The organism is Blastococcus sp. TBT05-19, assembly GCF_003319095.1.
Taxonomy (GTDB): Bacteria; Actinomycetota; Actinomycetes; order Mycobacteriales; family Geodermatophilaceae; genus Blastococcus.
In genome coordinates this window covers 33,872-56,427 of record NZ_QOHI01000004.1, presented here as the reverse complement: position 1 = coordinate 56,427, position 22,556 = coordinate 33,872, and the positions used below count along the sequence as shown (strand labels likewise).

24 protein-coding genes and 1 pseudogene are annotated in these 22,556 nt (G+C 74.8%); 9 read left to right on the top strand and 16 right to left on the bottom strand.

Features of this window, described 5'->3' with window-relative positions; translation table 11 throughout:
* Positions 1–2 precede the first annotated feature (2 nt).
* A complete protein-coding gene (locus tag DQ244_RS11605; RefSeq protein ID WP_113811650.1) occupies positions 3–548 on the top strand; it encodes a YbhB/YbcL family Raf kinase inhibitor-like protein in 546 nt (181 codons plus the stop codon).
* A 37-nt stretch (positions 549–585) separates the two neighbouring features.
* Here the strand turns inward: DQ244_RS11605 and DQ244_RS11600 are convergent, their stop codons facing one another.
* Positions 586–1,395: a GNAT family N-acetyltransferase gene (locus DQ244_RS11600; RefSeq protein WP_113811649.1), complete on the bottom strand. Its 810-nt coding sequence runs from the start codon at positions 1,393–1,395 to the stop codon at positions 586–588.
* A gap of 113 nt (positions 1,396–1,508) precedes the next feature.
* On the opposite strand from DQ244_RS11600, the gene coaA reads away from it, so the two are divergent.
* On the top strand, positions 1,509–2,471 hold the full coding sequence (gene coaA / locus DQ244_RS11595) for a type I pantothenate kinase (RefSeq protein ID WP_113811648.1): 963 nt from the start codon (positions 1,509–1,511) through the stop codon (positions 2,469–2,471).
* A gap of 205 nt (positions 2,472–2,676) precedes the next feature.
* Positions 2,677–2,880 (top strand): DUF5999 family protein, encoded by a 204-nt coding sequence (locus DQ244_RS11590; protein ID WP_113812008.1) that lies wholly within the window; start codon positions 2,677–2,679, stop codon positions 2,878–2,880.
* 50 nt (positions 2,881–2,930) lie between these two features.
* On the opposite strand, the gene gcvP is transcribed toward DQ244_RS11590, so the two are convergent.
* The 12 genes from gcvP to DQ244_RS11530 all read right to left on the bottom strand — a co-directional run bounded on the left by gcvP (position 2,931) and on the right by DQ244_RS11530 (position 14,642).
* On the bottom strand, positions 2,931–5,972 hold the full coding sequence (gcvP, locus tag DQ244_RS11585; RefSeq protein ID WP_233491340.1) for an aminomethyl-transferring glycine dehydrogenase: 3,042 nt from the start codon (positions 5,970–5,972) through the stop codon (positions 2,931–2,933).
* A 264-nt stretch (positions 5,973–6,236) separates the two neighbouring features.
* The gene (locus DQ244_RS11580) at positions 6,237–6,779 is read right to left on the bottom strand and encodes a MerR family transcriptional regulator (RefSeq protein WP_233491380.1); all 543 of its coding nucleotides are present in this window, start codon (positions 6,777–6,779) and stop codon (positions 6,237–6,239) included.
* 235 nt (positions 6,780–7,014) lie between these two features.
* On the bottom strand, positions 7,015–7,506 hold the full coding sequence (locus DQ244_RS11575; RefSeq protein WP_113811646.1) for a bifunctional nuclease family protein: 492 nt from the start codon (positions 7,504–7,506) through the stop codon (positions 7,015–7,017).
* Positions 7,507–7,622: 116 nt separating this feature from the next.
* Entirely contained in the window at positions 7,623–8,276 is a 654-nt protein-coding gene (locus DQ244_RS11570; protein WP_233491339.1) for a MerR family transcriptional regulator, read from the bottom strand.
* Positions 8,277–8,350: 74 nt separating this feature from the next.
* Entirely contained in the window at positions 8,351–8,866 is a 516-nt protein-coding gene (locus DQ244_RS11565; RefSeq protein WP_113811644.1) for an FHA domain-containing protein, read from the bottom strand.
* 264 nt (positions 8,867–9,130) lie between these two features.
* Positions 9,131–9,535 (bottom strand): glycine cleavage system protein GcvH, encoded by a 405-nt coding sequence (gcvH, locus tag DQ244_RS11560; RefSeq protein WP_113811643.1) that lies wholly within the window; start codon positions 9,533–9,535, stop codon positions 9,131–9,133.
* A 40-nt stretch (positions 9,536–9,575) separates the two neighbouring features.
* Positions 9,576–10,361: a DUF881 domain-containing protein gene (locus DQ244_RS11555; protein WP_113811642.1), complete on the bottom strand. Its 786-nt coding sequence runs from the start codon at positions 10,359–10,361 to the stop codon at positions 9,576–9,578.
* Positions 10,358–10,690 (bottom strand): small basic family protein, encoded by a 333-nt coding sequence (locus DQ244_RS11550; RefSeq protein WP_113811641.1) that lies wholly within the window; start codon positions 10,688–10,690, stop codon positions 10,358–10,360. The genes DQ244_RS11555 and DQ244_RS11550 overlap by 4 nt, the downstream gene beginning before the upstream one ends.
* Before the next feature lie 4 nt (positions 10,691–10,694).
* Positions 10,695–11,597 carry a DUF881 domain-containing protein gene (locus DQ244_RS11545; RefSeq protein WP_113811640.1) on the bottom strand — a complete coding sequence of 301 codons (903 nt, stop codon included), beginning with the start codon at positions 11,595–11,597 and terminating at the stop codon, positions 10,695–10,697.
* Positions 11,594–12,253 carry a CDP-alcohol phosphatidyltransferase family protein gene (locus DQ244_RS11540; protein WP_233491338.1) on the bottom strand — a complete coding sequence of 220 codons (660 nt, stop codon included), beginning with the start codon at positions 12,251–12,253 and terminating at the stop codon, positions 11,594–11,596. The genes DQ244_RS11545 and DQ244_RS11540 overlap by 4 nt, the downstream gene beginning before the upstream one ends.
* Positions 12,254–12,356: 103 nt before the next feature.
* A complete protein-coding gene (locus DQ244_RS11535; RefSeq protein WP_113811639.1) occupies positions 12,357–14,429 on the bottom strand; it encodes an elongation factor G-like protein EF-G2 in 2,073 nt (690 codons plus the stop codon).
* Positions 14,430–14,441: 12 nt separating this feature from the next.
* Entirely contained in the window at positions 14,442–14,642 is a 201-nt protein-coding gene (locus DQ244_RS11530) for a DUF1918 domain-containing protein (protein ID WP_113811638.1), read from the bottom strand.
* Positions 14,643–14,880: 238 nt separating this feature from the next.
* Here DQ244_RS11530 and DQ244_RS20260 point away from each other — a divergent pair.
* Positions 14,881–16,443, top strand: a pseudogene (locus DQ244_RS20260) (sensor histidine kinase); the annotation flags it as partial.
* A gap of 51 nt (positions 16,444–16,494) precedes the next feature.
* Here DQ244_RS20260 and DQ244_RS19910 read toward each other — a convergent pair.
* Entirely contained in the window at positions 16,495–16,932 is a 438-nt protein-coding gene (locus DQ244_RS19910; protein WP_158544531.1) for a response regulator transcription factor, read from the bottom strand.
* Positions 16,933–17,078: 146 nt separating this feature from the next.
* Between DQ244_RS19910 and DQ244_RS19415 the strand changes: the two genes are divergently transcribed.
* Both DQ244_RS19415 and DQ244_RS11510 read left to right on the top strand, forming a co-directional pair.
* Positions 17,079–17,726 (top strand): response regulator transcription factor, encoded by a 648-nt coding sequence (locus tag DQ244_RS19415; protein ID WP_113811635.1) that lies wholly within the window; start codon positions 17,079–17,081, stop codon positions 17,724–17,726.
* Positions 17,727–17,882: 156 nt separating this feature from the next.
* Entirely contained in the window at positions 17,883–20,306 is a 2,424-nt protein-coding gene (locus DQ244_RS11510) for a bifunctional diguanylate cyclase/phosphodiesterase (RefSeq protein WP_113811634.1), read from the top strand.
* A 129-nt stretch (positions 20,307–20,435) separates the two neighbouring features.
* On the opposite strand, the gene DQ244_RS11505 is transcribed toward DQ244_RS11510, so the two are convergent.
* Entirely contained in the window at positions 20,436–20,963 is a 528-nt protein-coding gene (locus DQ244_RS11505; RefSeq protein ID WP_113811633.1) for a DUF2243 domain-containing protein, read from the bottom strand.
* A gap of 54 nt (positions 20,964–21,017) precedes the next feature.
* Between DQ244_RS11505 and DQ244_RS11500 the strand changes: the two genes are divergently transcribed.
* From DQ244_RS11500 to DQ244_RS11490, 3 genes are all read left to right on the top strand, one after another.
* Entirely contained in the window at positions 21,018–21,221 is a 204-nt protein-coding gene (locus DQ244_RS11500) for a hypothetical protein (protein WP_113811632.1), read from the top strand.
* 74 nt (positions 21,222–21,295) lie between these two features.
* Entirely contained in the window at positions 21,296–21,589 is a 294-nt protein-coding gene (locus tag DQ244_RS11495; RefSeq protein ID WP_113811631.1) for a helix-turn-helix transcriptional regulator, read from the top strand.
* Positions 21,586–21,975 (top strand): VOC family protein, encoded by a 390-nt coding sequence (locus DQ244_RS11490; protein ID WP_113811630.1) that lies wholly within the window; start codon positions 21,586–21,588, stop codon positions 21,973–21,975. The genes DQ244_RS11495 and DQ244_RS11490 overlap by 4 nt, the downstream gene beginning before the upstream one ends.
* A gap of 8 nt (positions 21,976–21,983) precedes the next feature.
* On the opposite strand, the gene DQ244_RS11485 is transcribed toward DQ244_RS11490, so the two are convergent.
* Positions 21,984–22,493 (bottom strand): putative immunity protein, encoded by a 510-nt coding sequence (locus tag DQ244_RS11485; RefSeq protein ID WP_113811629.1) that lies wholly within the window; start codon positions 22,491–22,493, stop codon positions 21,984–21,986.
* Positions 22,494–22,556 lie beyond the last annotated feature (63 nt).

Sequence of the window (22,556 nt, the reverse complement as noted above, 5' to 3'; positions counted from 1 at the left end):
CCATGGCCGACCGGCCCACCCCACCGAACCCGTACGACTTCCTGCCGCAGGTGCCCGGCTTCACCGTGACCAGCAGCGACGTCACCGACGGCTCGGTCCTGCCGATGCCGCAGGTGAGCGGCGTGATGGGTGCCGGCGGCGAGGACCGCTCCCCGCAGCTGTCCTGGTCCGGCTTCCCCGAGGGGACGATGAGCTTCGCGGTCACCGTCTACGACCCCGACGCCCCCACGGCCAGCGGGTTCTGGCACTGGGCCGTCGCCAACATCCCCGTCACCACCACCGAGCTGCCCTCGGGCGCGGGTGACAAGGACGCGCCGCAGCTGCCCTCCGGCGCGCTGCAGCTGCGCAACGACGGCGGCTTCGCGGGCTTCGTGGGCGCCGCTCCCCCGGCCGGGCACGGCCCCCACCGCTACTTCGTCGTCGTGCACGCGGTGGACACCGAGACCCTCGACGTCGACGCGGACACCACGCCGGCGGTCCTGGGCTTCAACCTGTTCTTCCACACGCTGGCGCGCGCCACCCTGGTCGCCACCTACACCCAGGACTGAACCGCAGCCGTCCTCCCCGGTCACGCGGGGAGGACGGTCACCCGGGCAGTTCGGCGACGCAGGTGGTGGCGAGGCGGGCGAAGCCCACCCGCTCGTAGACGCGGGCCACGTCGTCGTCCCCGGCGGCGAGGAAGACCAGATCGGCGGTCTCGCGAGCGTGGGCGACCAGCGCGGAGGCGATGCCGGCCCCCAGGCCGCGAGCTCGCAGCCGGAGCAGGGTGGCGACCCCGACGATCTCGCTCACCTCGGTGCCGTCGAGGTCGAGCGGCTGGTGCGAGCCCACCGCCACGGGCCGGCCGTCCTCGATGGCGACCATCATCACCGTGCGGCCGGTCGCGATCCGCTCGCGGAGCGCGGCGGTGCGGGCGCGGGCCTCGGGCGAGGTGTCCAGCGGTGCCTCGCGCACGTCGGCCTGACCCCCGGGGTGGGCGAACGCGACGTCGGCGACGCGCTGGTACTCGGGCAGCTGCGGGTCGTCGGCGCCGACGAGGAACAGCCGGACGCCGGCCGGCAGCACGAGGTCGACCGCGTGGTCGGCGACCAGCAGCGGGAGCTCCTCGACGGGCAGCCCGGCGGCCCGGGTCGCCGCCGTCATCTCCGGCGAGCACTCCGGGATCCACTCCAGGGCGGCGGGCAGCCCGGCCTGCCGCTGCAGGTCGATCGCCGCGCGCACGTCCGCCACCGTGACCGGCTCGCCGCCGTCGCGGCTCGGCCGCGCGGGGTACGGCCAGGCCGGGTCCGCGATCGGGACGTCGAGGGCACCCGCCCGCTCGATGCGCGCGTCGAGCAGCGGCGCGGCGGCGAAGTAGCGCTCGATGCACTCGAGCGGTCCCGGGCGGGAAGACACGTCAGAACCCTAGACGCGTCCGGGCGCGACGGGCGCCCCGGCGCCCGTCGCGGGGCCCCCGCCCACCCGCCCGGGTGACCCGAGCGCACTCGACCGGCAGGCATGACGGCACGATGGGTGCCGTGACGGCAGGGACACGCGGCTCCATCTCGCCCTATGCGGTGTTCGACCGCACCTCGTGGCGGGCGCTCGCGGCCGGTGACCGGCTGCCGCTGGACCAGGCCGATCTGGAGGCGCTGGCCTCCCTCGGCGACCGCATCGACCTCGACGAGGTCGCGACCGTCTACCTCCCCCTGGCCCGCCTGCTCGACCTGCACGTGGCCGCCGGACGCCGGCTGTGGGCCGCGCAGAGCGAGTTCCTCGGCGACTCCACGGCCAAGGTCCCGTTCGTCGTCGCCGTCGCCGGCAGCGTCGCGGTGGGCAAGAGCACCACCTCCCGGCTGCTGCAGACGCTCCTGGCCGCCGGCCCCGGGTCGCCGCGGGTCGACCTGGTCACCACCGACGGCTTCCTGATGCCCAACGCGGTCCTGGAGGAGCGCGGCCTGCTCGGCCGCAAGGGCTTCCCGGAGAGCTACGACCGGCGCGCGCTGCTGCGCTTCCTCGCCGACGTGAAGTCCGGCCGCGAGGAGGTCGTCGCCCCGGTGTACGACCACCAGTCCTACGACGTCGTCCCCGACCGGGTGCAGGTGGTGGACCGGCCCGACATCCTCGTGGTCGAGGGGCTCAACGTGCTCCAGGCCGGACGCCGGACCGACGGGTCGGCTCCCGAGGTGTTCCTGTCGGACTTCTTCGACTTCTCCGTGTACGTCGACGCCGCCGAGGCCGACATCCAGCGCTGGTACGTCGAGCGTTTCCAGGCCCTGCGCCGCACCGCCTTCCAGGACACCTCCGCCTACTTCCACCGGTTCGCCGCCCTCACCGAGGAGGAGGCGCGGGAGACGGCGCTGAGCATCTGGTCGGCGGTCAACGGCCCGAATCTCCGGGACAACATCGCCCCGACCCGGTCGCGGGCGCGGCTGGTGCTGCAGAAGGCGTCCGACCACTCGGTGCGCCGCGTGCTGCTGCGCAAGCTCTGATCTCCGGCCGACACGCCGGTGCCACCGGGTGATCCCCTGATCGCCGGCCCCCGCCACGGCAGGACCTGACAACTCCTTCGGGTGATCACGTGAGGTGAATCACGTGACCTGCGGCGCCCAACGTGCCGACACTAGGTGGGACGCGTAAGCGGCCAAGTACAGCCAGTGATTGCCGGCTTCCCCCCGGCTGAAGGAAGTGATCGCCATGTGCGCCCACCGCACCCCCTGCCCCGAGGCCACCAGCGAGGCGCGTGACCTCGCCGCCGTCGTGAGCAGCCACCCCGAGCAGGGCTGGCGGCTGCTGTGCAACGGCGTCGTGCTCTTCGACGACGACGGCGAGCTGCTCCCCGACGGCCGCGCGGTACCCGACCACCACGTGTGGCTGGCTCCCGAGCTCGTCAGCGCCTGACCACCCCGCCGCCCGGCTGGGCGGCACGCTCCACCCGGTCCGGCTGAGACCTAGCGAGCGGCGCCCACGACGTCGGCCGCCGTCCCCAGGTCGTCCGGCGCCCCCTGGGCGCGGTCGGGGACCGTGCTCGGCACGTCGTGCTGCCCGACGGACTCCTCGATGTCGGCGAAGGCCTCCGGCGGCGGGCACGAGCAAACCAGGTTCCGGTCGCCGTAGGCCTGGTCGATGCGCCGGACCGGGCTGAGGTACCCCCGGCCCTTCAGCGCCGGCAGCGGGTACACGGCCTCGGCCCGCGGGTACGGCCGGCCCCACTCCCCCGCCACCATCGCGAGCGTGTGCGGGGCGTTGCGCAGCGGGTTGTCCTTGCGGTCGTACTCGCCGGTCGCGACCTTCTCGATCTCGCCGCGGATGTGCACCATCGCGTCGACGAACCGGTCGAGCTCGGCCTTGTCCTCGCTCTCGGTGGGCTCCACCATCAGCGTCCCGGCGACCGGGAAGCTCATCGTCGGGGCGTGGAAGCCGAAGTCGATCAGCCGCTTGGCGATGTCGTCGTTGGTGACGCCGGTGGCCTTGGTCAGCGGGCGGATGTCGAGGATGCACTCGTGCGCCACGAGCCCGTTGGCGCCGGTGTAGAGCACCGGGAAGTGCTCGCGCAGCCGGGCGGCCAGGTAGTTGGCGCCCAGGATCGCGTGCTGGGTGGCCGCGGTCAGCCCGTCGGGTCCCATCAGCCGCATGTAGGCCCAGGAGATCGGCAGGATGTCCGCCGAGCCCCAGGGCGCGGCCGAGACCACCGGGCCGGCGCTGCCGGTGTCCACCACGGGGTGCCCGGGCAGGAAGGGCACCAGGTGCTCGCGGACGCCGATGGGGCCGACGCCGGGGCCGCCGCCCCCGTGCGGGATGCAGAAGGTCTTGTGCAGGTTGAGGTGGCTCACGTCGGAGCCGAACCGGCCGGGCCGGGCCAGCCCCACCATGGCATTGAGGTTGGCGCCGTCGACGTAGACCTGACCGCCGGCGTCGTGCACCGCGGCGCAGATCTCCTGGATGTCGGTCTCGAACACGCCGTGCGTGGACGGGTAGGTGATCATCAGCGCCGCCAGCCGGTCGGCGTGCTGCTCCACCTTGGCGCGCAGGTCGGCGACGTCGACGTTGCCCGCCTCGTCGCAGGCCACGACGGCGACGCGCATGCCGGCCATGACCGCGCTGGCGGCGTTCGTGCCGTGCGCCGAGCTCGGGATCAGGCACACGTCGCGCTGGTCGTCCCCGCGTGACCGGTGGTAGCCGCGGATCGCCAGCAGGCCGGCGAACTCCCCCTGCGACCCGGCGTTGGGCTGCACGCTGACCGCGGCGTAGCCGGTGACCTCCGCCAGGCCCGCGCACAGCTCGTCGATGAGCTGCCGGTAGCCCCGCGCCTGCTCGACGGGGGCGAACGGGTGCAGGTTCGCGAACTCGGGCCAGGTGATCGCAGCCATCTCGGTGGCGGCGTTGAGCTTCATCGTGCAGGAGCCCAGCGGGATCATCGTGCGGTCCAGCGCCAGGTCCTTGTCGCTCAGCGACCGCAGGTAGCGCAGCATCGCCGTCTCCGAGCGGTGCGCGGAGAAGACCGGGTGGGTGAGGAACGGCGTCCGGCGGCGCAGCCCGTCGGGCAGCGCTGCCGCGCCGTCGTCGTCCAGGGCCGAGTCGTCCACGGCGACGCCGAAGGCTTCGGCGACCGAGCGCAGGATCGCGGGGGTCGTCGTCTCGTCGCAGGCGACGGCGACCGTGTCGGCGTCCACCGGTCGCAGGTTGATGCGGCGCTCCGCCGCCGCGGCCACGACCTCCGCGGCGCGGCCGCGCACCCGGACCTCGATCGTGTCGAAGAAGTGCTCGTGCACGAGCTCGAGCCCGCCGGCGCGCAGCCAGCCGGCGAGCACCGCGGCGCTGCGGTGCACCCGTGCCGCGATCGCGGTCAGCCCCTCCGGGCCGTGGTAGACGGCGTAGGCGCCGGCCATGACGGCCAGCAGGACCTGCGCGGTGCAGATGTTGCTCGTCGCCTTCTCGCGGCGGATGTGCTGCTCGCGGGTCTGCAGCGCCAGCCGGTAGGCGACGTCGCCGTCGGCGTCCACCGAGACGCCGACCAGGCGGCCCGGCAGCTGGCGGGCCAACCCCTCGCGCACGGAGAGGTAGCCGGCGTGCGGGCCGCCGTAGCCCATGGGGACGCCGAAGCGCTGGCTGGTGCCGCAGGCGACGTCGGCGCCCCACTCCCCCGGCGCCTCGAGCAGCGTGAGGGCGAGCAGGTCGGCGGCGACGACGACGGACGCGCCGGCCTCGTGCGCGGCGGCGGCCAGTGCCCGGTGGTCGCGGACCGCGCCGCTGGCGCCCGGGTAGGACAGCAGCACGCCGAACGCGCCCGCCTCGGGCAGGTCGGTGGGCCAGCCGGCGGACAGGTCGGTGACGTGCAGCCGGATGCCGAGCGGCTCGGCGCGGGTCTGCAGCACGCCGAGCGTCTGCGGGAGGGTGTCGGCGTCGACGACGAAGACCGCGTCGGTCTTGGCCCGACCCGCGCGGCGGACCAGCGTCATCGCCTCGGCCGCGGCGGTGGCCTCGTCCAGCATGGAGGCGCCGGCGACCGGGAGGCCGGTGAGGTCGGCGACCGTCGTCTGGAAGTTGATCAGCGCCTCGAGGCGGCCCTGGCTGATCTCGGGCTGGTAGGGCGTGTACGCGGTGTACCAGGCGGGGTTCTCCAGGACGGTCCGCTGGATGACCGGCGGGGTGACCGTGCCGGAGTAGCCCAGGCCGATCATCGAGGTGAAGACCTCGTTGGCCGCCGCGCGCTCGCGCAGCAGCGCCAGCACCGCCGCCTCGTCCTGCGCCGGCGGCAGGGCCAGCGGCTCGCGGTCCCGGACGCCCTCGGGGACGCAGGCGTCGACCAGCGACTCCAGCGACCGGTGGCCGACGACCTCGAGCATCGCGGCGGTCTCGTCGGGCCGGGGCCCGATGTGCCGGCCGACGAAGGCGCCGGAGGTGTCGAGGGCGTTCAGCGAGGGCAGCGGCCCGGCGAGCGGCGGAGGGGTCTCCCCCGTCGGCTGTCCGGCGGCCTGGGCAGGGGTCACCATTGCCGGAACGCTACCAGCGACATTTGACGTATCCCGGCGGCCCGATGGCCCACCGGACGTCCCGCGTCCACGACGTCAACGAGGCAGGTCGGCGGCCATGGCACGCCACCCCGCGGCGGCGTCGACGTGCCGCGGGGACCAGCCTGCGGAGGTCGCGGCACCGGTGCAGCCGGCGACGGAGGTCCTCACAGGGGTGCCTTCTCCCGTCGTCCGCCTCGCGAGGTCACGAGGCGGGACGACGCCGGTACGTCGGTGCGATCGGCCTCAGGCGGTGGCGGCCCGGCGGCGGCGCCGCATCGACAGCTCGTCGTCCGACGGCACGACCTGGCCGCCGTCGATCCGCTCGGCGGGCAGCTCGGCGAGCTCGCCGGAGAGCTCGCGGAGCGCACCGGAGACGGCGATGCCGAACACGCCCTGGCCGCCGGCGAGCAGGTCGACGACCTCCTCGGCCGAGGTGCACTCGTAGACCGTGGCGCCGTCGGAGAAGAGCGTGACGTTGGCCAGCTCCTTCACCCCGCGCTGACGGAGGTGGTCGACGGCCTTGCGGATGTTCTGCAGGGAGACGCCGGTGTCCAGGAGCCGCTTGACGACCTTGAGCACCAGGATGTCGCGGAAGGAGTACAGCCGCTGCGTGCCCGAGCCCGTGGCGCTGCGCACCGAGGGGGCCACGAGCCCGGTGCGGGCCCAGTAGTCCAGCTGCCGGTAGGTGATCCCGGCCGCGGCGCACGCGGTCGGGCCGCGGTAACCGACGAGATCGGTGTCCACGTCGTCGTACGACGGCGCCCCGACGGCGGCGTCGCTGAACAGCTGACCCTGGGAACCGTTGTCCTGGTCGCTCACGTCCAGCGTCCTCCTCTGTCCCGCCACGGACCGTGGCAGGTCGACGGTCTCCACCCTCGTGACCTCAGGTGTCACACCGTTGTTGTCCGCCGACGGTAAGCTGGGCCGGGGGGCCGGTCAACTGAGCGGGGCGGCGTGTCGGGCGGCTGGACTCATTTCGAGTGATGTTCCGCCCCGACCTGCCGATAGGGACCTGTTGGGCCTAGGCGGGTCCGCCGCCGGAGCCGGAGCCCGCGCCGAAGTCCTCCGGGGAGATCTGGTCGAGGAACTCGCGGAACTTCTCGACCTCGTCCTCCTGCTCGTCGGGGATCTCGATGCCCACCTCGTCGAGCAGGTCCTCGGCGCCGAAGATCGGCGCACCGGTGCGCACGGCGAGGGCGACGGCGTCCGAGGGGCGGGCGCTGACGATGCGGTCGTCGCCGAACACCAGCTCGGCGATGTAGATCCCGTCGCGCATCTCGGTGATGTTGACCGCCTCCAGCTCCGCTCCCAGCGTGCGCACGACCTCGCGCAGCAGGTCGTGGGTCATGGGGCGGGCGGGACGGACGCCCTGCTGCTCGAAGGCGATCGCGGCGGCCTCGACGGCGCCGATCCAGATGGGCAGGTACCGCTCACCCTGCGTCTCCTTGAGCAGCAGGATGGGCTGGTTGCCCGGCAGTTCGACGCGGACGCCGACGACTCTGAGCTCCTGCACGGTGCGGCTCCTCGGCTGCGGCCCGGGGGGTCGGGCGGAACGGTCTGGTCAGGCGGCCGGTGACGGGTCGGGACGTCGGTCGGGCTCGGACGGCGACGTCCTCACGGTACGCCCGGTCAGGGCCGCAGGAGGTCCCGGAGGCGCGTCTCGAGCAATGCCGTGTGCAACTGCGCGGACAGCGCCGCCAGCTCCCCCAGCTTCTCAGTCGCGCGGGCGCGCGCCTCCTCGGAGCGGGCCCGGAGGACCGGCGCGACGAGCTGCTCCACGAGACCGGCCTCGCGCTCCACGGCGCTGCGGTAGACCCGCAGGTGCCGCGGCTCGATCCCGTGCCGCGCCAGCCCTGCGGCGGCCCGCGCGATCGGCAGGTCGCCGGCCGGGTGCCGCCCCTCGGCGTCGGTGGACAGCAGGCCGAACTGCACGCAGTCGGCCAGCTGGTCGGGCTCGAGGCCAGCGGCCCGGGCGAACTGCTCCGGGGTGAGCGGAGCCTCCTCGCCGTCGGCCGTCGACGCCGGGGGCAGCGGGGCCGCTCCACCGGTGCCGGGGAGCGGCTCGCCGCGGTCCAGCGCGTCGAGGTGGTCCTTGATGACCCGCAGCGGCAGGTAGTGGTCCCGCTGCGCCGTCAGGACGTAGCGCAGCCGGCTCACGTCGGCCCGGGAGAACTTGCGGTACCCCGACGGCGTGCGCTGCGGGTGGACCAGGTCCTCGGACTCCAGGTAGCGGATCTTGCTGATCGTCACGTCGGGGAAGTCGTCGCGAAGAACAGCCAGCACCTCACCGATGGTCAGGCGTGGCGTGTGCTGGTCGGCGGCGTCCCCGAGCGCGCGGTCGCGCTCGGGGGTGCCCACTAGCGAGCGGCCGGCTCGCCGGTGCGCGGGCCGGTGAGGTACACGAGCCGGAACTTGCCGATCTGCACCTCGTCACCGCCCGCCAGGTTCGCCACGTCGACCGGCTCGCGGTTGACGTAGGTGCCGTTCAGGCTGCCGACGTCGTGCACCGAGAAGCCGGCGCCCTCGCGGTGGAACTCGACGTGCCGGCGGCTGACCGTGACGTCGTCGAGGAAGATGTCGCTGTCGGGGTGCCGGCCGGCCGTGGTGACGTCCTGGTCGAGCAGGAACCGGCTGCCGGCGTTCGGGCCGCGCTTGACCACCAGCAGGGCGGAGCCCGCGGGCAGCGACTCGACGGCGCCGGCGTGCACGTCCGCGGCCTCGCCGGTCTCGGGCTGCTCGGCCGAGTCCTCGCCGCCGACCTTCGGGATCACGCTGGTCGCGTCGCCGACGCGCTCGGCGGCCAGGGCCGCACCGCACTGCGCGCAGAAGCGACTGCCCTCGGGGTTCTCGTGGCCACATCGAGTGCAGTGCACGTTGCGTCTCCTCCGGTGCGAGGGGCCCGCCGCGGGCCTCGGAACGGGCCGCGGGCGGCCGGCTGACGACGGGCCGGTCAGCCCGTCGCGGGTCGGCCACCGCTGTGGGCGGCGGACCGTTGGTCATGGAACCAGTCGGTCGACCCGAGGGTCAACCTGATGTGCAGGGTGGGACGAGCGGGTCTCGCGGAGGGAACCCCCCGAGCTCTCGTCCCGACGCGATCATAGTGATCCATGCCGGGAGTCAGCCTCCCGGCGGGCCGGTCACGAGCCCTCGACCAGCGCCTGGTAGGCGGCGGCGTCGAGCAGCTGACCCACCGGGTCCCCGCCCTCCCCCGGCACCGCGATGTCCAGCAGCCACCCCTCGCCGTATGGATCGCTGTTGATCGTCTCGGGCGCGTCGGCGAGCCGCTCGTTCACCGCGGCCACGACACCGGCCACGGGCGCGTAGAAGTCCGACACCGACTTGGTCGACTCGACCTCGCCGATCGCCGTCCCGGGGTCCACCTCGGCGCCCACGTCGGGCAGCTGCACGAACACGATGTCCCCCAGGGCGTCCTGGGCGTGGTCGGTGATGCCGATCCGGACGACGGTGGAGGTGCCGTCGGTCCCCTGCACCAGCGCCCACTCGTGCTGGTCGGTGTAGCGGCGGTCGTCGGGCGTGCTCATGCGGTGGTCGTCTCCAGATCGTGAGGGGACGGCGCGGCGTTCATCGACCGCCGTCGTCCGGGGCAGCGTATTGAGGCCGGTCCAGGGGCCGCAACGCGTCCACCTCCAGCAGCTGCGACTGCTCGATGGTGACGCTGCCCCCGCGGTTGCCGATGGCCTGCACCACACCGCCCGGGATGTTCATCGCCGTCTCGATGCCCTGCGGGTCGCCGATCACCAGGAACTCGTAGGGCTCGCTCAGCGAGGTGCCGTCGACTCGGAGGCCGCCGGCCGTGCCGGTGACGGCGGTGGAGAGCCCGATCCGGACGCCGTCGACCTGCATGGTCTCGGCCCCGGCGCCGCGCAACTCCTGGATGACGTCGAGCAGGTCCTGCACGCGGACCTCGGCGGAGGGGTCCCGGACGGTCAGGGTGATGCCCGGGCCCTGCGCCGGGAGGGTGCCGTTGAGGATGCCCAGCGCCTCGGCCTGGCCGCGGGCCTCCTGGAGCGCGGTGCCGGTGCGGCTGCCGGAGCCGGAGAGCTCCTGCAGCGCGGTCCGCTGCTCGGCGATCTGGGCACGCAGCCGGTCCTCCCGCGAGTTCAGCTCGTCGAGGATCCGCACGAGGTCCTCCTCGCGGGCGCCGGCCAGCACCTGGGCCTCGTCGGCGTTGCGGACCTGCACGGCCAGGGCGAAGCCGAGGACGAGGGTGAGGACGCCGATGAGCGCCGCGGCGACCAGGTCGCGCCGCCGGCGTCCCCCGCCACGCCCGGCGGCCGGGATCTGCCGGGGCTCGTCGGCGGCCGGCTCCGCCGGCGGGGTGGGGCCGGCCGCCTCCTGCTCGGTCATGCGCGGAAGACGTGCCGCCGGATGGCCGCGGCGTTGCCGAAGATGCGGATGCCCAGGACCACGACGACCGCCGTCGACAGCTGCGCGCCGACGCCGAGCTGGTCGCCCAGGAAGACGATGAGCGCGGCCACCACGACGTTCGACACGAACGAGATGACGAAGACCTTGGCGTCGAAGATGCCGTCGAGGCGGGCGCGGAACCCGCCGAAGACGGCGTCCAGGGCGGCGACGACGGCGATCGGCAGGTAGGGCTGCAGCCACAGCGGCACCGTCGGGTCGACGAGCAGCCCGAGGAGGATGCCCGCCGCGAGTCCGAGGATCGGGATCACGGGGTCAGCCTCCGGGTGAGGGGTCGGCGCCGGGGTCCCGGCGGTTGCCGAGCGGTTCGGCGAAGCGGAGCTCGGGCGGGCTGGCCGCGGGCAGGGACAGCTCGTCCTCCTTGGCGAAGTCGAAGCGCAGGCCGTAGTTCTTCGACACCCACGCCACCGACCGCACCTCGGGATCGAGCAGGAACGCCGCGGCGAGCTCGTCGGGCTCGCCGATGGCGCTGATCTCGTAGGGGTTGGTGACCGGCCGGAAGTCGACCAGCACCGCCTCGCCGGCGAACCGGATGGCGCTGGTGGGGCCCAGCCGCTGGCCGTTGATGCTGACCGCCTCGGCGCCGGACGCCCACAGGGCGTTGACCACCTTCTGCAGGTCGCCGTCCTGCACCCGCTCGCCGCTGGCGCCCGAGGAGCCGCCGACCGGGTCGTCGTCGGCGTCGGCGTCCGCGTTGGCCAGGGTGACCAGCAGCCCCGGCCCGGTGACGGCCACGGCGGCGGTGCCCTGCTCGGCGCGGGCCAGCGCGTCCAGCGCCCGCTGGCCGACGGCGGTGGCGGCGAGCAGGTCGTCGCTGGTGCGGCCGACCTCGGCCCGGAGGTCCTCGAGCTGGGCGGTGAGCTCGTCGCTGAGGGCCGACTCGTCCTGGATGTCGCGCACCAGGGCGGTGCGGATCTCCTGCCGGCCCTGCTCCTTGGCCGCCGCCTGGTTGTAGGTGACAGCGATCAGCAGCCCGGCGACCGCCATGGTGAGGGCCACGAGCACCTGCCCCCGGCGTCGCGGGCGGGCGGGCTCCTCGCGCGCGGCGCGGGCCGCGGCGGCCTGGGCGTAGGCGGGATCGAGGGTCTCGGCGAGCACGTCGTCGAGCAGGGAAGCGCCCAGGGACCGGACCCCGCCCGGCCGCCGGCTGCCGGTCACGCCCGGCTCGTCGCCCGGTCGCGGGCGACGATCCCGACCACCTGCACGACGTACAGGACGCCAGCCAGCAGGTAGAGCGCCGTCCCCCAGATGGTGAAGGCCCAGGCGAAGGGCTCGGCGATCGCGGCCAGCCAGCCGTCGCCGTCGGCGAGCAGCAGCCCCGGGAACGCGTAGAGCAGCAGGAACGTGGCGGCCTTGCCCAGGTAGTGGACCTGCAGCGGCGGGTAGCCGTGGGCCCGCAGGATCAGCAGCATCACGCCCAGGACCAGCTCCCGGCCCACCAGCAGGGCCACGAGCCACACCGGGACGAACTCCCGGAGGGCCAGGGCGACCAGCGTGCAGACGATGTAGAGCCGGTCGGCCGCCGGGTCGAGCAGGGCGCCGAGCCGGCTCCCCTGGTCCAGCCAGCGGGCCAGCTTGCCGTCGGCCCAGTCGGAGATGCCCGCGGCCATCAGCACGACCATCGCCCAGAGGTCCTCCTCGGGCCCCAGCAGGAGCCACAGGAAGAGCGGCACGCCGAGCAGCCGCAGCACCGACAGGGCGTTCGGGACGGTCCAGATGCGGTCGGGCAGGTCCTCGCGGTTCCCGACCCGGGGGCGTCCCGAGCCGGCGCCAGGTACGACCGGGAGCGCCGACTGCCCGTTGGACGACGTCACGATCCCTCCAGCCCCTGCACCACCGCTCCCGAGGCTAGTGGAAGGACCCCCGGCCCCCCACCACTCGCATGCTCGTGGCGGGTCCCTGCCGGGGGCCGACCGGTCAGGCGGGGGTCAGAGCCGCCGGGGCCGGCTCGTAGCGGAGGGGCCGCCGGTCGAAGGTCGCCGTGCCGTGGGTGACCGAGCGCAGCACCCCGGGATAGCCGAGCAGCTCCACCTCCGGCACCTCGGCCCGCACGGTGGCCCTGTCCCGTTCGGGGTCGGCCTCGCTGCCGGTCACCCGGGCGCGGCGGGACGAGAGGTCGCTCATGACCGCCCCGACGAACTCCGCCGGGACCCGCACCTCGATCTCGCACCACGGCTCGAGCACCTGGGTCCCCACGGCCGCGACGAGCTCGCGCAGGGCGAGTGCCCCCGCGGACTGGAACGCCGCATCCGAGGAGTCCACGCTGTGCGCCTTCCCGTCGACCAGCGTGACGCGGATGTCGACGACCGGCCGGTCACCGTGCACGCCGCGCTCCGCCTGCGCGCGGATCCCCTTCTCCACGCTCGAGTGGTACTGGACCGGGACGGTGCCGCCGACGATCCGCTGGTCGAAGACGATGCCCGAGCCCACCGGGCCCGGCTCGCCCTCCACGACGACGACCGCGTACTGGCCGTGCCCACCGGACTGCTTCACGTGCCGGCCGGTCACCCGGGCCGGCCCGCACAGCGTCTCGACCAGCGGCACCCGCACCGGCACCGCGACCACGGCGACGCCGTGGCGGGTCCGGAGCCGGTCGAGCAGCACCTCGGCGTGCCCGTCCCCGACGCACCAGAGGATCAGCTGGCCGGTGTCCGCGCGGCGCTCCAGCCGGACGGTCGGGTCCTCGGCGACCAGCCGGGACAGCGCGGTGGCCATCCGGTCCTCGTCGGCGTGCGACGCGGCCTCGACCGCCACCGGGAGCTGGGGCACCGGGAGGTCCCACGGCGGCACCAGCCGCGGGTCGTCGGGCGAGCTGAGGGTGTCGCCGGTCTCCGCGGTGGCCAGCCGGGCGACGGCGCAGATGTCGCCGGCCGGGCAGTGGCTGACCGGTCGCAGCGCCGCACCCAGGGGCGAGGTGAGCACGCCGATCCGCTCGTCGGCGTCGTGGTCGGGGTGTCCCCGGTCGGCGAGCCCGTGCCCGGACACGTGCACCGCGACGTCGGGGCGCAGGGTGCCGGAGAAGACGCGGACCAGGGAGACGCGGCCGACGTAGGGGTCGGTCGTCGTCTTGACCACCTCGGCGACCAGCGGGCCGTCGGGGTCGCAGGCGAGCGCCGGGGCGGCGGATCCGTCGGGCCGGGTCACCTGCGGGCAGCCGTGCTCGGTCGGGCACGGGAACGCGGCGACGAGCAGGTCCAGCAGCTCGGGTACGCCGACGCCGGTGAGCGGCGCGGCGCACAGCACCGGGTGGAAGTGCCCCCGGGCGACGGCGGTCTCCAGATCGGCGACGAGGTCGGCCACCGCCAGCTCGTCGCCGGCGAGGTAGCGCTCCATGAGCGTCTCGTCCTCGCTCTCGCCGATGATGCCCTCGATGAGCTCGGCGCGGAGGCGGTCGGCGTCCTGCACCGCTCCGCCGACGCTGCCGGGCTCCAGGAGCGACTGCAGCCCGCGTGCCGCGCCGTCGGCGCCCCGGTCGACCAGGTGCAGGGGGTAGACCCCCTCCCCCAGCATCAGCTGGGCCAGCCGCACGGCCTCGTCGACGTCGGCGCGCGCCCGGTCGATCTGGGTGACGACGACGGCGCGCGGCATGCCGACCGCCGCGCACTCCTCCCACAGCTGGACCGTGGCGGCGTCGACGCCGTTGACCGCGGAGACGACGAAGAGCGCGGAGTCCGCCGCCCGCAGCCCGGCCCGCACCTCGCCCACGAAGTCCGGCGACCCCGGGGTGTCCAGCAGCGTGATCCGGGTGCCGGCGTGCTCGACCGTGGCGACGCCGAGGGAGACCGAGCGCTGCTGGCGGACCTCGACGGCCTCGGTGTCCAGGCAGGTCGTGCCGTCCTCCACGCGCCCGGCACGGGTCACCGCCCCGGTGGCGGCGAGCAGCGCTTCGGCGAGCGTCGTCTTGCCCGCTCCGGCGTGACCGACCAGGGCCACGTTGCGCACGTGCGCGGCCGGCCGCGGGGCCGGCGCCGTCCCGGTGTCCCTCGCCACGGTCCCGGGTCCTCAGCCGCGCGCGGTCCCGGCACGGAGCACCGTGGCGGTGCCGGCCGGGTAGAAGAGGCCTTCGTGCCCGTCGGGCTGCCAGCGCACGCGGTAGGGCGGTGCGCCGCCGGGTTCGGTGCACCCGACGACCTCGCCGATCCGCTCGGGCTCTCCCTGGTGGGTGGAGCGCACGACGATGCGATCCCCGGCATGAGCTTCCACGGCGACCTCCCGGACGCGATCGTGACCTGGCTCACAGCCTGCCCCTCGGGGCGACCCCGATCAAGGGTCCTGGGAACGGACGGGGCGGTTCCCCGGCGCGACCCGCGCGGGCACCGCCTGTGGGACGCTCGGGGCGCCAGCCCGTGAGCACTGCGGCCGGTCCCGCCGGCGTCCTCCGGAGGGACCGGCCGACCGGCAGCAGGGAGACGCCGTGCCGCACGTCGGAGCCGCTCCGCTGATGCGGATCGCCTGCTGGTCGATGCTGGTCCTGGGTGGCGTCTACGCCGTCACCCTGATCCCGGGGATCGGCCCCGCGGGCTACGACACGGCCATCGACTGGTGGCTCAACATGGCCGTCGACGCCCTCGTCATCGCCGTCCTGGCGCTCCGGACCGTGGCCGACCGCCGGGACCGGGCCGCCTGGCTGGTCATGACCGCCGGCCTGGTCGCCGCCTTCGCGGCGAGCACGACGTACTTCGCCCACTACCAGCACCTCGACCCCATCCCCAGCCCCTCGTGGGCGGACGCCGGGTGGCTGGCCTTCTACCTCCTGCTCGGCGTCGGGCTCTTCCTGCGGCTGCGCGACCGGGCGCGGCGCCTGCCCTTCAGCCTGTCGCTCGACGGCCTCATCGCCAGCCTCACCGTCGCCGCCCTGGCCGAGACCTACCTCCCCGGCGCCCGGGTGCCCCTGGGCGAGGAGGACATCACGACGCTGACCACCGCCTACCCGGTCGCCGACCTGCTGCTCCTGGCCCTGGCGGTCGCCGCCCTGGTCGTCCTCGGCGCCGGCGCCGGACGGTCCTGGTGGCTGCTCTGCGCCTCCTTCGTGGTCTTCTTCGTGACCGACACCTACTACGCGTACCTGGTCGCGGCCGACCGCTACGTCGGCGGCGAGCCGGTGGACGTCGGCTGGCTGATCGCCCGCGTGCTGCTGGCCCTGGCCGCGGTGGCCTCGCTGCGGTCGGCGGAGTCGCGCAGCGTGGACCTGGAGGGGCTCACCGTGCTGGTCCTCCCCGGCGTCTGCGGCCTCGCCGTGCTCGCGCTGCTCTTCGACGCCATCCCCCCGGAGGCCGACCAGTTCGCCTCCGTCGCCGCGCTGTGCGCCGGGGTGCTCATGATCGGGCGGACCGCGCTCACCTTCCGCGAGCTGCGGACCCTGACCCGGCTCCGGGAGCGGGCGCTCAGCGAACGCCTGGTCGAGGCGCAGGACGACGAGCGCGCGCGCATCGCCGCCGACGTCCACGACGACTCCATCCAGGCCTGCGCAGCCGTCGACCTGCGGCTCAGCTCGCTGCGCAACCGGCTGCGCGACCGGGCGCCGGAGGAGCTCCCCGCGGTGGAGGCGGCGCTGGACGCCATCCACGGGGCCAGCGGGCGGCTGCGCCACCTGCTGTTCGAGCTGGAGACCCCCGTCCTCGACGCGTCCCTGGCCGAGGGGCTCCGGGACGCGTCGGCGCAGGTCTTCGACGAGTCCGACGTCGTGTGGTCGGTCGAGGAGCGGGGCGGGGCGCCCCTCCCCCAGCAGGTGCGCGTGTCGGCCTACCGCATCGCCCGGGAGGCCCTGGTGAACGTCCGGAAGCACGCCCGCGCGCGCACCGTCACCGTCACGATCGACGCCACCGACCGCGGCGTGGCGGTGCACGTCGTCGACGACGGCGTCGGTGTCGGCAGCACGACGGCGACGCCCTCGGGTCGCCGCCACTCCGGTGTCGTGGGGATGCGCGACCGCGCGCTGGCCTCCGGTGGCCGGTGGCGGTCGCGGCCGGGCCCGGACGGGGTGGGCACGGAGGTCTCGTTCTTCCTGCCGGTGCCGGGCGCCGCCCCCGGCGGAGGCCGGGCGGGTGCGGGTGGGTCAGCGGGCGAGCAGCGGCCGGAGGAGGTCCGGCGCGCCGGGCACGCCGATCACGAGCTGCCCACGCACGCATCGGCGCAGCACCACGGGGAGGTCGCCGCCGCTCCCCTTGAGCAGGTAGCCGGAGCCCCCCGCGGCGATCAGGCGCGTCCAGGAGGCGGAGTCCGCCTGTCCTGAGAAGCCGACGACGACCGGCCGGTGCGGCAGCGCGACGAGCTGCCGCACGAGCTCCGGTCCGCCACCGGGCATCCGCACGTCGGTGAGGACCAGGGCAGCCCGGTGCTCCCGCGCCGCGGCGAGCGCCTCCTCGCCCCGCGCGACCTGCGCGACGACCCGGAAGTCCGGCTCCTGGGACAGCAGCTCCGCCACGGCGGAACCGATCCGGTCGTCGTCGTCCGCGACGACCACGGTGATCTCGTCGCGGGCAGCGCTGGGCACAGCAGCACGGTCGTCCACCGAGCCGCGCTTGTCGTGATGCGCGCGCACCCGGTGCGTAGTGCGGAGGCACTACGCACCGGGGCACCACCGGAGGGCCCGGGGCGTGACAGACTCGGGCGGTGACGCGGGCGGACGCACCTGAGGGGATGCCCCCCGCCAGGATCCGGGTGCTCGTCGTCGACGACCACCAGGTGTTCGCGGGGAGCCTGGCGCACGCGCTGGGGTCGGAGGCCGACCTGCTGGTCGTCGGCCAGGCGGCCTCGCTCGCCGAGGCCCGGAAGCTCATCACCTCCGCCGCTCCGGACGTCGTCCTGCTCGACCACCGGCTGCCCGACGGTGACGGCGTCACCGCGATCGCCGGGCTGCACGGCCTGCGGCCCTCCGCGCAGATCGTCGTCCTGACCGCCACCGCCTCCGACCGGGTGCTGGTCGCGGCCATGGAGGCCGGCGCCGCCGGGTTCATCGCCAAGACCCAGCCGCTCGACGACGTCGTCGCGGGCGTCCGGTCGGCCGCCCAGGGCGAGTCCGTGGTCAGCGCCAAGCTGCTGAACCGGCTGCTGCCGCGCCTGCGCCGGCAGGGCGGCGGGCGCGGGGCCGAGCTCACCGAGCGGGAGCGGGAGATCCTGGACCTGCTCGCCACCGGGTTGTCGAACGCCGACATCGCCCAGCAGCTCACCATCAGCGTGCACACCGTCCGGAACCACGTGGCCAACCTGTCGGCCAAGCTCGGCGCGCACTCCAAGCTCGAGGTGCTCTCCATCGCCGTGCGCGAGGGCCTGGTCGACGGGGGCTGAGCCCCCTCCCCCGCACGGCCGGCCGGCCGATGGTGCATGCGCACTAGGCGGTTGGCGCGGGCGCATCTGGTTGTGCACCACCGACCACGACGAGCATGGATGACGCCCGGTGAGCGATCGCTCACCGGATCGCGAGAGCCATCCAGGAGCGATCACGTGGCCAGGCCAGACGACGACGCACCGGAGCGGGGCACCGGCCCGGTCGCGCTCTTCTCCTGCACGCCGTCGGGCCGGGTGCTCGGCGTCGGCACCGCGCTCGGCCGGCTCTCGGGGAACCCCGCCGGCCTCGCCGCAGGCACCGGCGCGGAAGAGCTCTTCCACCCGGCGTCCCGTGCCCGGCTGCGCCGCGCCCTGCGGGCGGCGGCCGACCGTGCCGCCTCCGGCAGCGCCGTCTTCACCCTCCTGCGGGTCGACGGCACGGGCGTCGAGGTCGAGCTGGCGTGGTCGGTGCTGGCCGGCTCCGGGACGGAACCGCAGGTGGTCTTCGTCGGCCCGGCGACGGCGGCCGGGACGGCTCCCGGCTCCCCCGGTGGCGCGCCGGAGCGGGAGCGCTGGGCCTCCACGGCGATGCTGCGGGCCGTCGCCGACACCTCCGAGGAGGGCATCTGGGTCGTCAGCCCCACGGCCCGGACGCTGTACGCGAACGACCGCCTGGCGGAGATCCTCGGGATGCCGCCGGAGCGGGTGCGCGACGCCGCCCTGCTCGAGGTGTTCGGCACCGACCCGGCGCTCTCCGGCCGGCGTCGCTCCTCCCGCGGACGCGACCCCCAGCGCGTCGAGTTCCCCTACGCCCACCCGGACGGTCACGAGCGCCGCCTCCGGGTCGTGGCCGCCTCGCTGCACGCGGAGGACGGCACGCCCGAGGCCACCGTCGCGATGATCACCGACATCACCGACGTCCGGCGGGTGGAGGAGGCGCTGCGCACCGCCGAGCTGCAGGACGGTCTGACGCAGCTGCCGAACCGGGCCCTGCTCGTCGACCGGCTGTCGGCCGCGCTCGGCCGGGCCCGCCGCGGCACGGCGGTTCTCCTCCTCGACCTCGACCACTTCCGCATGGTCAACGACTCGCGCGGCCACGACGTCGGGGACGAGCTGCTGGTCGGGGTCGCCGATCGCCTGGTCGCGGCAGTGCCCGGCGACCTGACCGTCGCCCGCTTCGGCGGGGACGAGTTCGCGGTCGTCTGCGAGGACACCGACGAGTGCGGGGCGCACGAGCTGGCCCGGGTGGTGCTGGCCGCCCTCGACGGGCCCCTGACGATCGACGGCGCGTCGGTGCACGTCACCGCGTCCGTCGGTGTCGCCGTGGCCCCGGCCGGGTCCGGCACGTCGGCGGTGGACCTGCTGCGCCAGGCCGACACGGCCGTGCACGCGGCGAAGGGCAGCGGCCGCGGCCGGGTGCACGTCTTCGAGGACACGCTCGGCAAGGACGTCGAGCACCGCTACGCCCTGTCCGCCGAGCTCCGGGCGGCGCTGGCCGAGGAGGCACTGCACCTCGAGTACCAGCCGGTCGTGGACCTGCGGACCGGCGACGTCATCGGCCTGGAGGCACTGGCGCGCTGGACCCACCCCGAGCGGGGCCCGGTGCCGCCGGCGAGCTTCGTCCCCGTGGCCGAGCTGACGGGCCTGGCGCCCGAGCTCGACCGGTGGGTCGCCCGGCGTGCGGTCCAGGAGATGGCCGCCATGCGCGCGGCGGGCACCGTGCCGGCCGATGCCTACGTGGCGGTGAACCTGTCGGTCACGAACCTCACCGAGGCCTTCGCCGTGGAGGACCTGGTCCGCTGGACCGAGGAAGCCGGTCTGCCTCCGACCCAGGTGGTCCTGGAGATCACCGAGACCGCGGTCATGCAGAACACCGACCTCGCGGTGCGGCTCCTGCGCCGGCTGCGCGACCAGGGGTTCCGCGTCGCCCTGGACGACTTCGGCACCGGGTACAGCTCGCTGGCCTACCTGCGCGACCTGCCGATCTCGGCGCTGAAGATCGACCGCAGCTTCGTGTCCGGCATCACCGAGCACCCCGACGTCCTGGCGATCGTCGCCTCGATCGTGCGGCTGGGCGAGGCGGTCGGCGTCGACGTCGTCGCCGAGGGGGTGGAGACGCCGGAGCAGCGGGCGCTGCTGCACCGGATCGGCGTCGTCACCGCGCAGGGCTGGCTCTGGAGCCAGGCGCTCCCCTGCTCGGAGCTGATCGGCGGCTGCGGGTGGACCGGTGCGCCCAACGCATGGGTCGGGCTCCCCGCGGAACCGGCGAACGCGTGCGCGACGGGCGACGCCGGTGTCGCGGAGGGCATCCGGCGGCTCCTCGCGCTGCACCGGTCCGGCGCCTCGGTCGACGAGATCGTCGCCGCCCTGGACGCCGACGGGCTGCGCAGCCCCGCCGGCCTGCCCTGGCAGCGGGCGAGCGTCGCGCGGGTTCTGGCCCACCAGATCCGCCGCGCCTCGGCATCGGCCGACGGCGGCAAGGCCCCGCGGCGCGGGGTGGTCCACGCCGAGGTCCTGTCGCCGCTGGTCGACGGGTCGGGACGACCCCGCGCCCTCTGCCCCGGCGACCTCGTCGAGCTGCAGCGGTCCGGTCGGGAGTAGCGCGGCGAACGACCCCCTGACGCCGGAGGCGGTGCCGGCGCGCGTGCGCACCGCCTCCGTGCGCCGCCCTCCGCGGGCGGCACCCCGGGGCGCCGTCCGGCAGGGCGGCGCCCCGGGCGCCCGCCCGGCTCAGCGCGCGGCGGCGCCGTGCGGGCGCACCATGGACCGGACGCCGCGCCGGTGCAGCAGCCAGCCCCCGGCGATGAGCACCACCCCCGAGGCGAGGAACGCGAGGTCCCAGGAGAGCGGCCCGCCGAGGTCGTCGCGCACGTGGTGGACGCCCAGCAGCTGGTGGTCGATGAGGCCCTCGACGAGGTTGAACAGGCCCCAGCCGGCCACGACGAGCCCCAGGTGGAAGCTCCAGCTCGGGGCGATCCGGCCCTGCCGCCAGGCGACGAGAGCGGTGAGCGTGCCGGCGAACGCCAGCACCCAGGTGGCGGCGTGGAAGAGCCCGTCGGCGGTCGTGTTCAGCTCGAGCCCGGCCAGCGTGGTCGGTGCCTCCACCGCGCTGACCATGTGGTGCCACTGCAGGATCTGGTGCAGCACGATGCCGTCGACGAAACCGCCGAACCCCAGCCCGTACAGCAGGCCCGTCGCCCGCGAGGGCATCCGGCCGGCGGTGCGCGGGTGGGGGGTGTGCGGGTCGGGGGTGGCCATGCCTGGCCGCTACCCCCGCGCCGGCGTCGGCACCCGCCCGCGCATGCTGGGCGCATGACCGCGAACGACCACGCCGCCGGCCGGGACCAGGGAACGGGCACGGCCCACGCCGTCCTGCGCAGCACGGCGGACCTGCCCGCCCCGTGGGCGGGGATCTGCGGCGCGTCGGTCGACGTGGTCCAGGGCCGCTGGGACGGCCCCCGAGGCCTGGGCTCGGCGAAGCCGTGCCCGGACTGCCGCCGGCTGACCGAGGACTGACCGACGCCCGGTCACGGGGACCACGGGCGACTCCGTCTTGACAGGCAAGTTTCCACTTGCCTTTACTGGCCGGCGTGGACACCGACCCGGAGCTGTTCAGGGCCCTCGGTGACGCCACGCGCCGGACGATCCTCGACGAGCTGACCGAGCGCGACGGCCAGACGCTGTTCGAGATCTGCGGTCGGCTGGCCATGAAGCACGGCCTCACCTCCTCGCGCCAGGCCATCTCCCAGCACCTCGCGGTGCTCGAGGAGGCCGGGCTGGTGCGCACCCGGCGGGAGGGCCGCTACAAGTTCCACCACCTCGACACGAGCCCGCTGCGTGCGCTCGTCGACCGGTGGCCCATCGACCGAGAGGACCTCCCGTGATCCGGATCAACGTCACCAGCGTGTACGTCGACGACCAGGCGAAGGCGCTGGCGTTCTACACCGAGAAGCTCGGGTTCGAGAAGAAGACGGACGTCCCCGCCGGCGAGGCACGGTGGCTCACCGTCGTCTCCCCCGCCGACTCCGACGGCGTCGAGCTGCTGCTGGAGCCCACGGGCCACCCGGCCGCGAAGGTCTACAAGGAGGCGCTCGTGGCCGACGGCATCCCGTTCACCCAGTTCGCGGTGGACGACGTGCACGCCGAGACCGAGCGGCTCAAGGGGCTCGGCGTCGTCTTCACCCAGGACCCGGTCGACTACGGCACCGTCGTCGTCGCCGTCCTCGACGACACCTGCGGGAACCTCATCCAGCTCGCCACGATGAAGTAGGGCCCGCCTCAGCAGTCGAACACCGACCAGCACAGTTCGTTGCGCAGCCGCTGGTCGTCGAGGACGAGCTCGCGGATCGGCCCGGGCAGCCGGTCGCGCTGCCATCGGCACTCGCGGCGCCCGGCAGCCTCGTCCTCCCCCGCGGCGGCACGGGCGGCCTTGATCGCGTACGCGGCGGCGCCCAGCTCGTGCGCGGCGACGTGCGCGACCACGGCGGCCTGACCGGCGGCGTACGCGGCGTGCCGTGCCGCTCCGCGCAGGTCACGGGCGGCAGCCATGGCGTGTCCCCCGGCCGCGCGGGCCCGCATCATCGCCACGTCCCCGGCCGCCCACGCGCGAGCGTTCTCGATCGCCTCCCGCGGCCGCGGGTCGGCCGGCCGCGCCGACTCGAACAGGGGCAGCACGTGCTCCGCGCAGAGGGCCGCCCACGAGGCGAGCAGGTGGTGGTCGGCGTCGGTCAGGGTGCCGCCGCGGCGGATCGTCACAAACCGCGGATCGCGCACCGGCGGGAGGATCACCGCGTTCTCCTCCCCCCGGACGGGACGACGAAGGGGTCGTTCCCGGTCCCCCGGGAACGACCC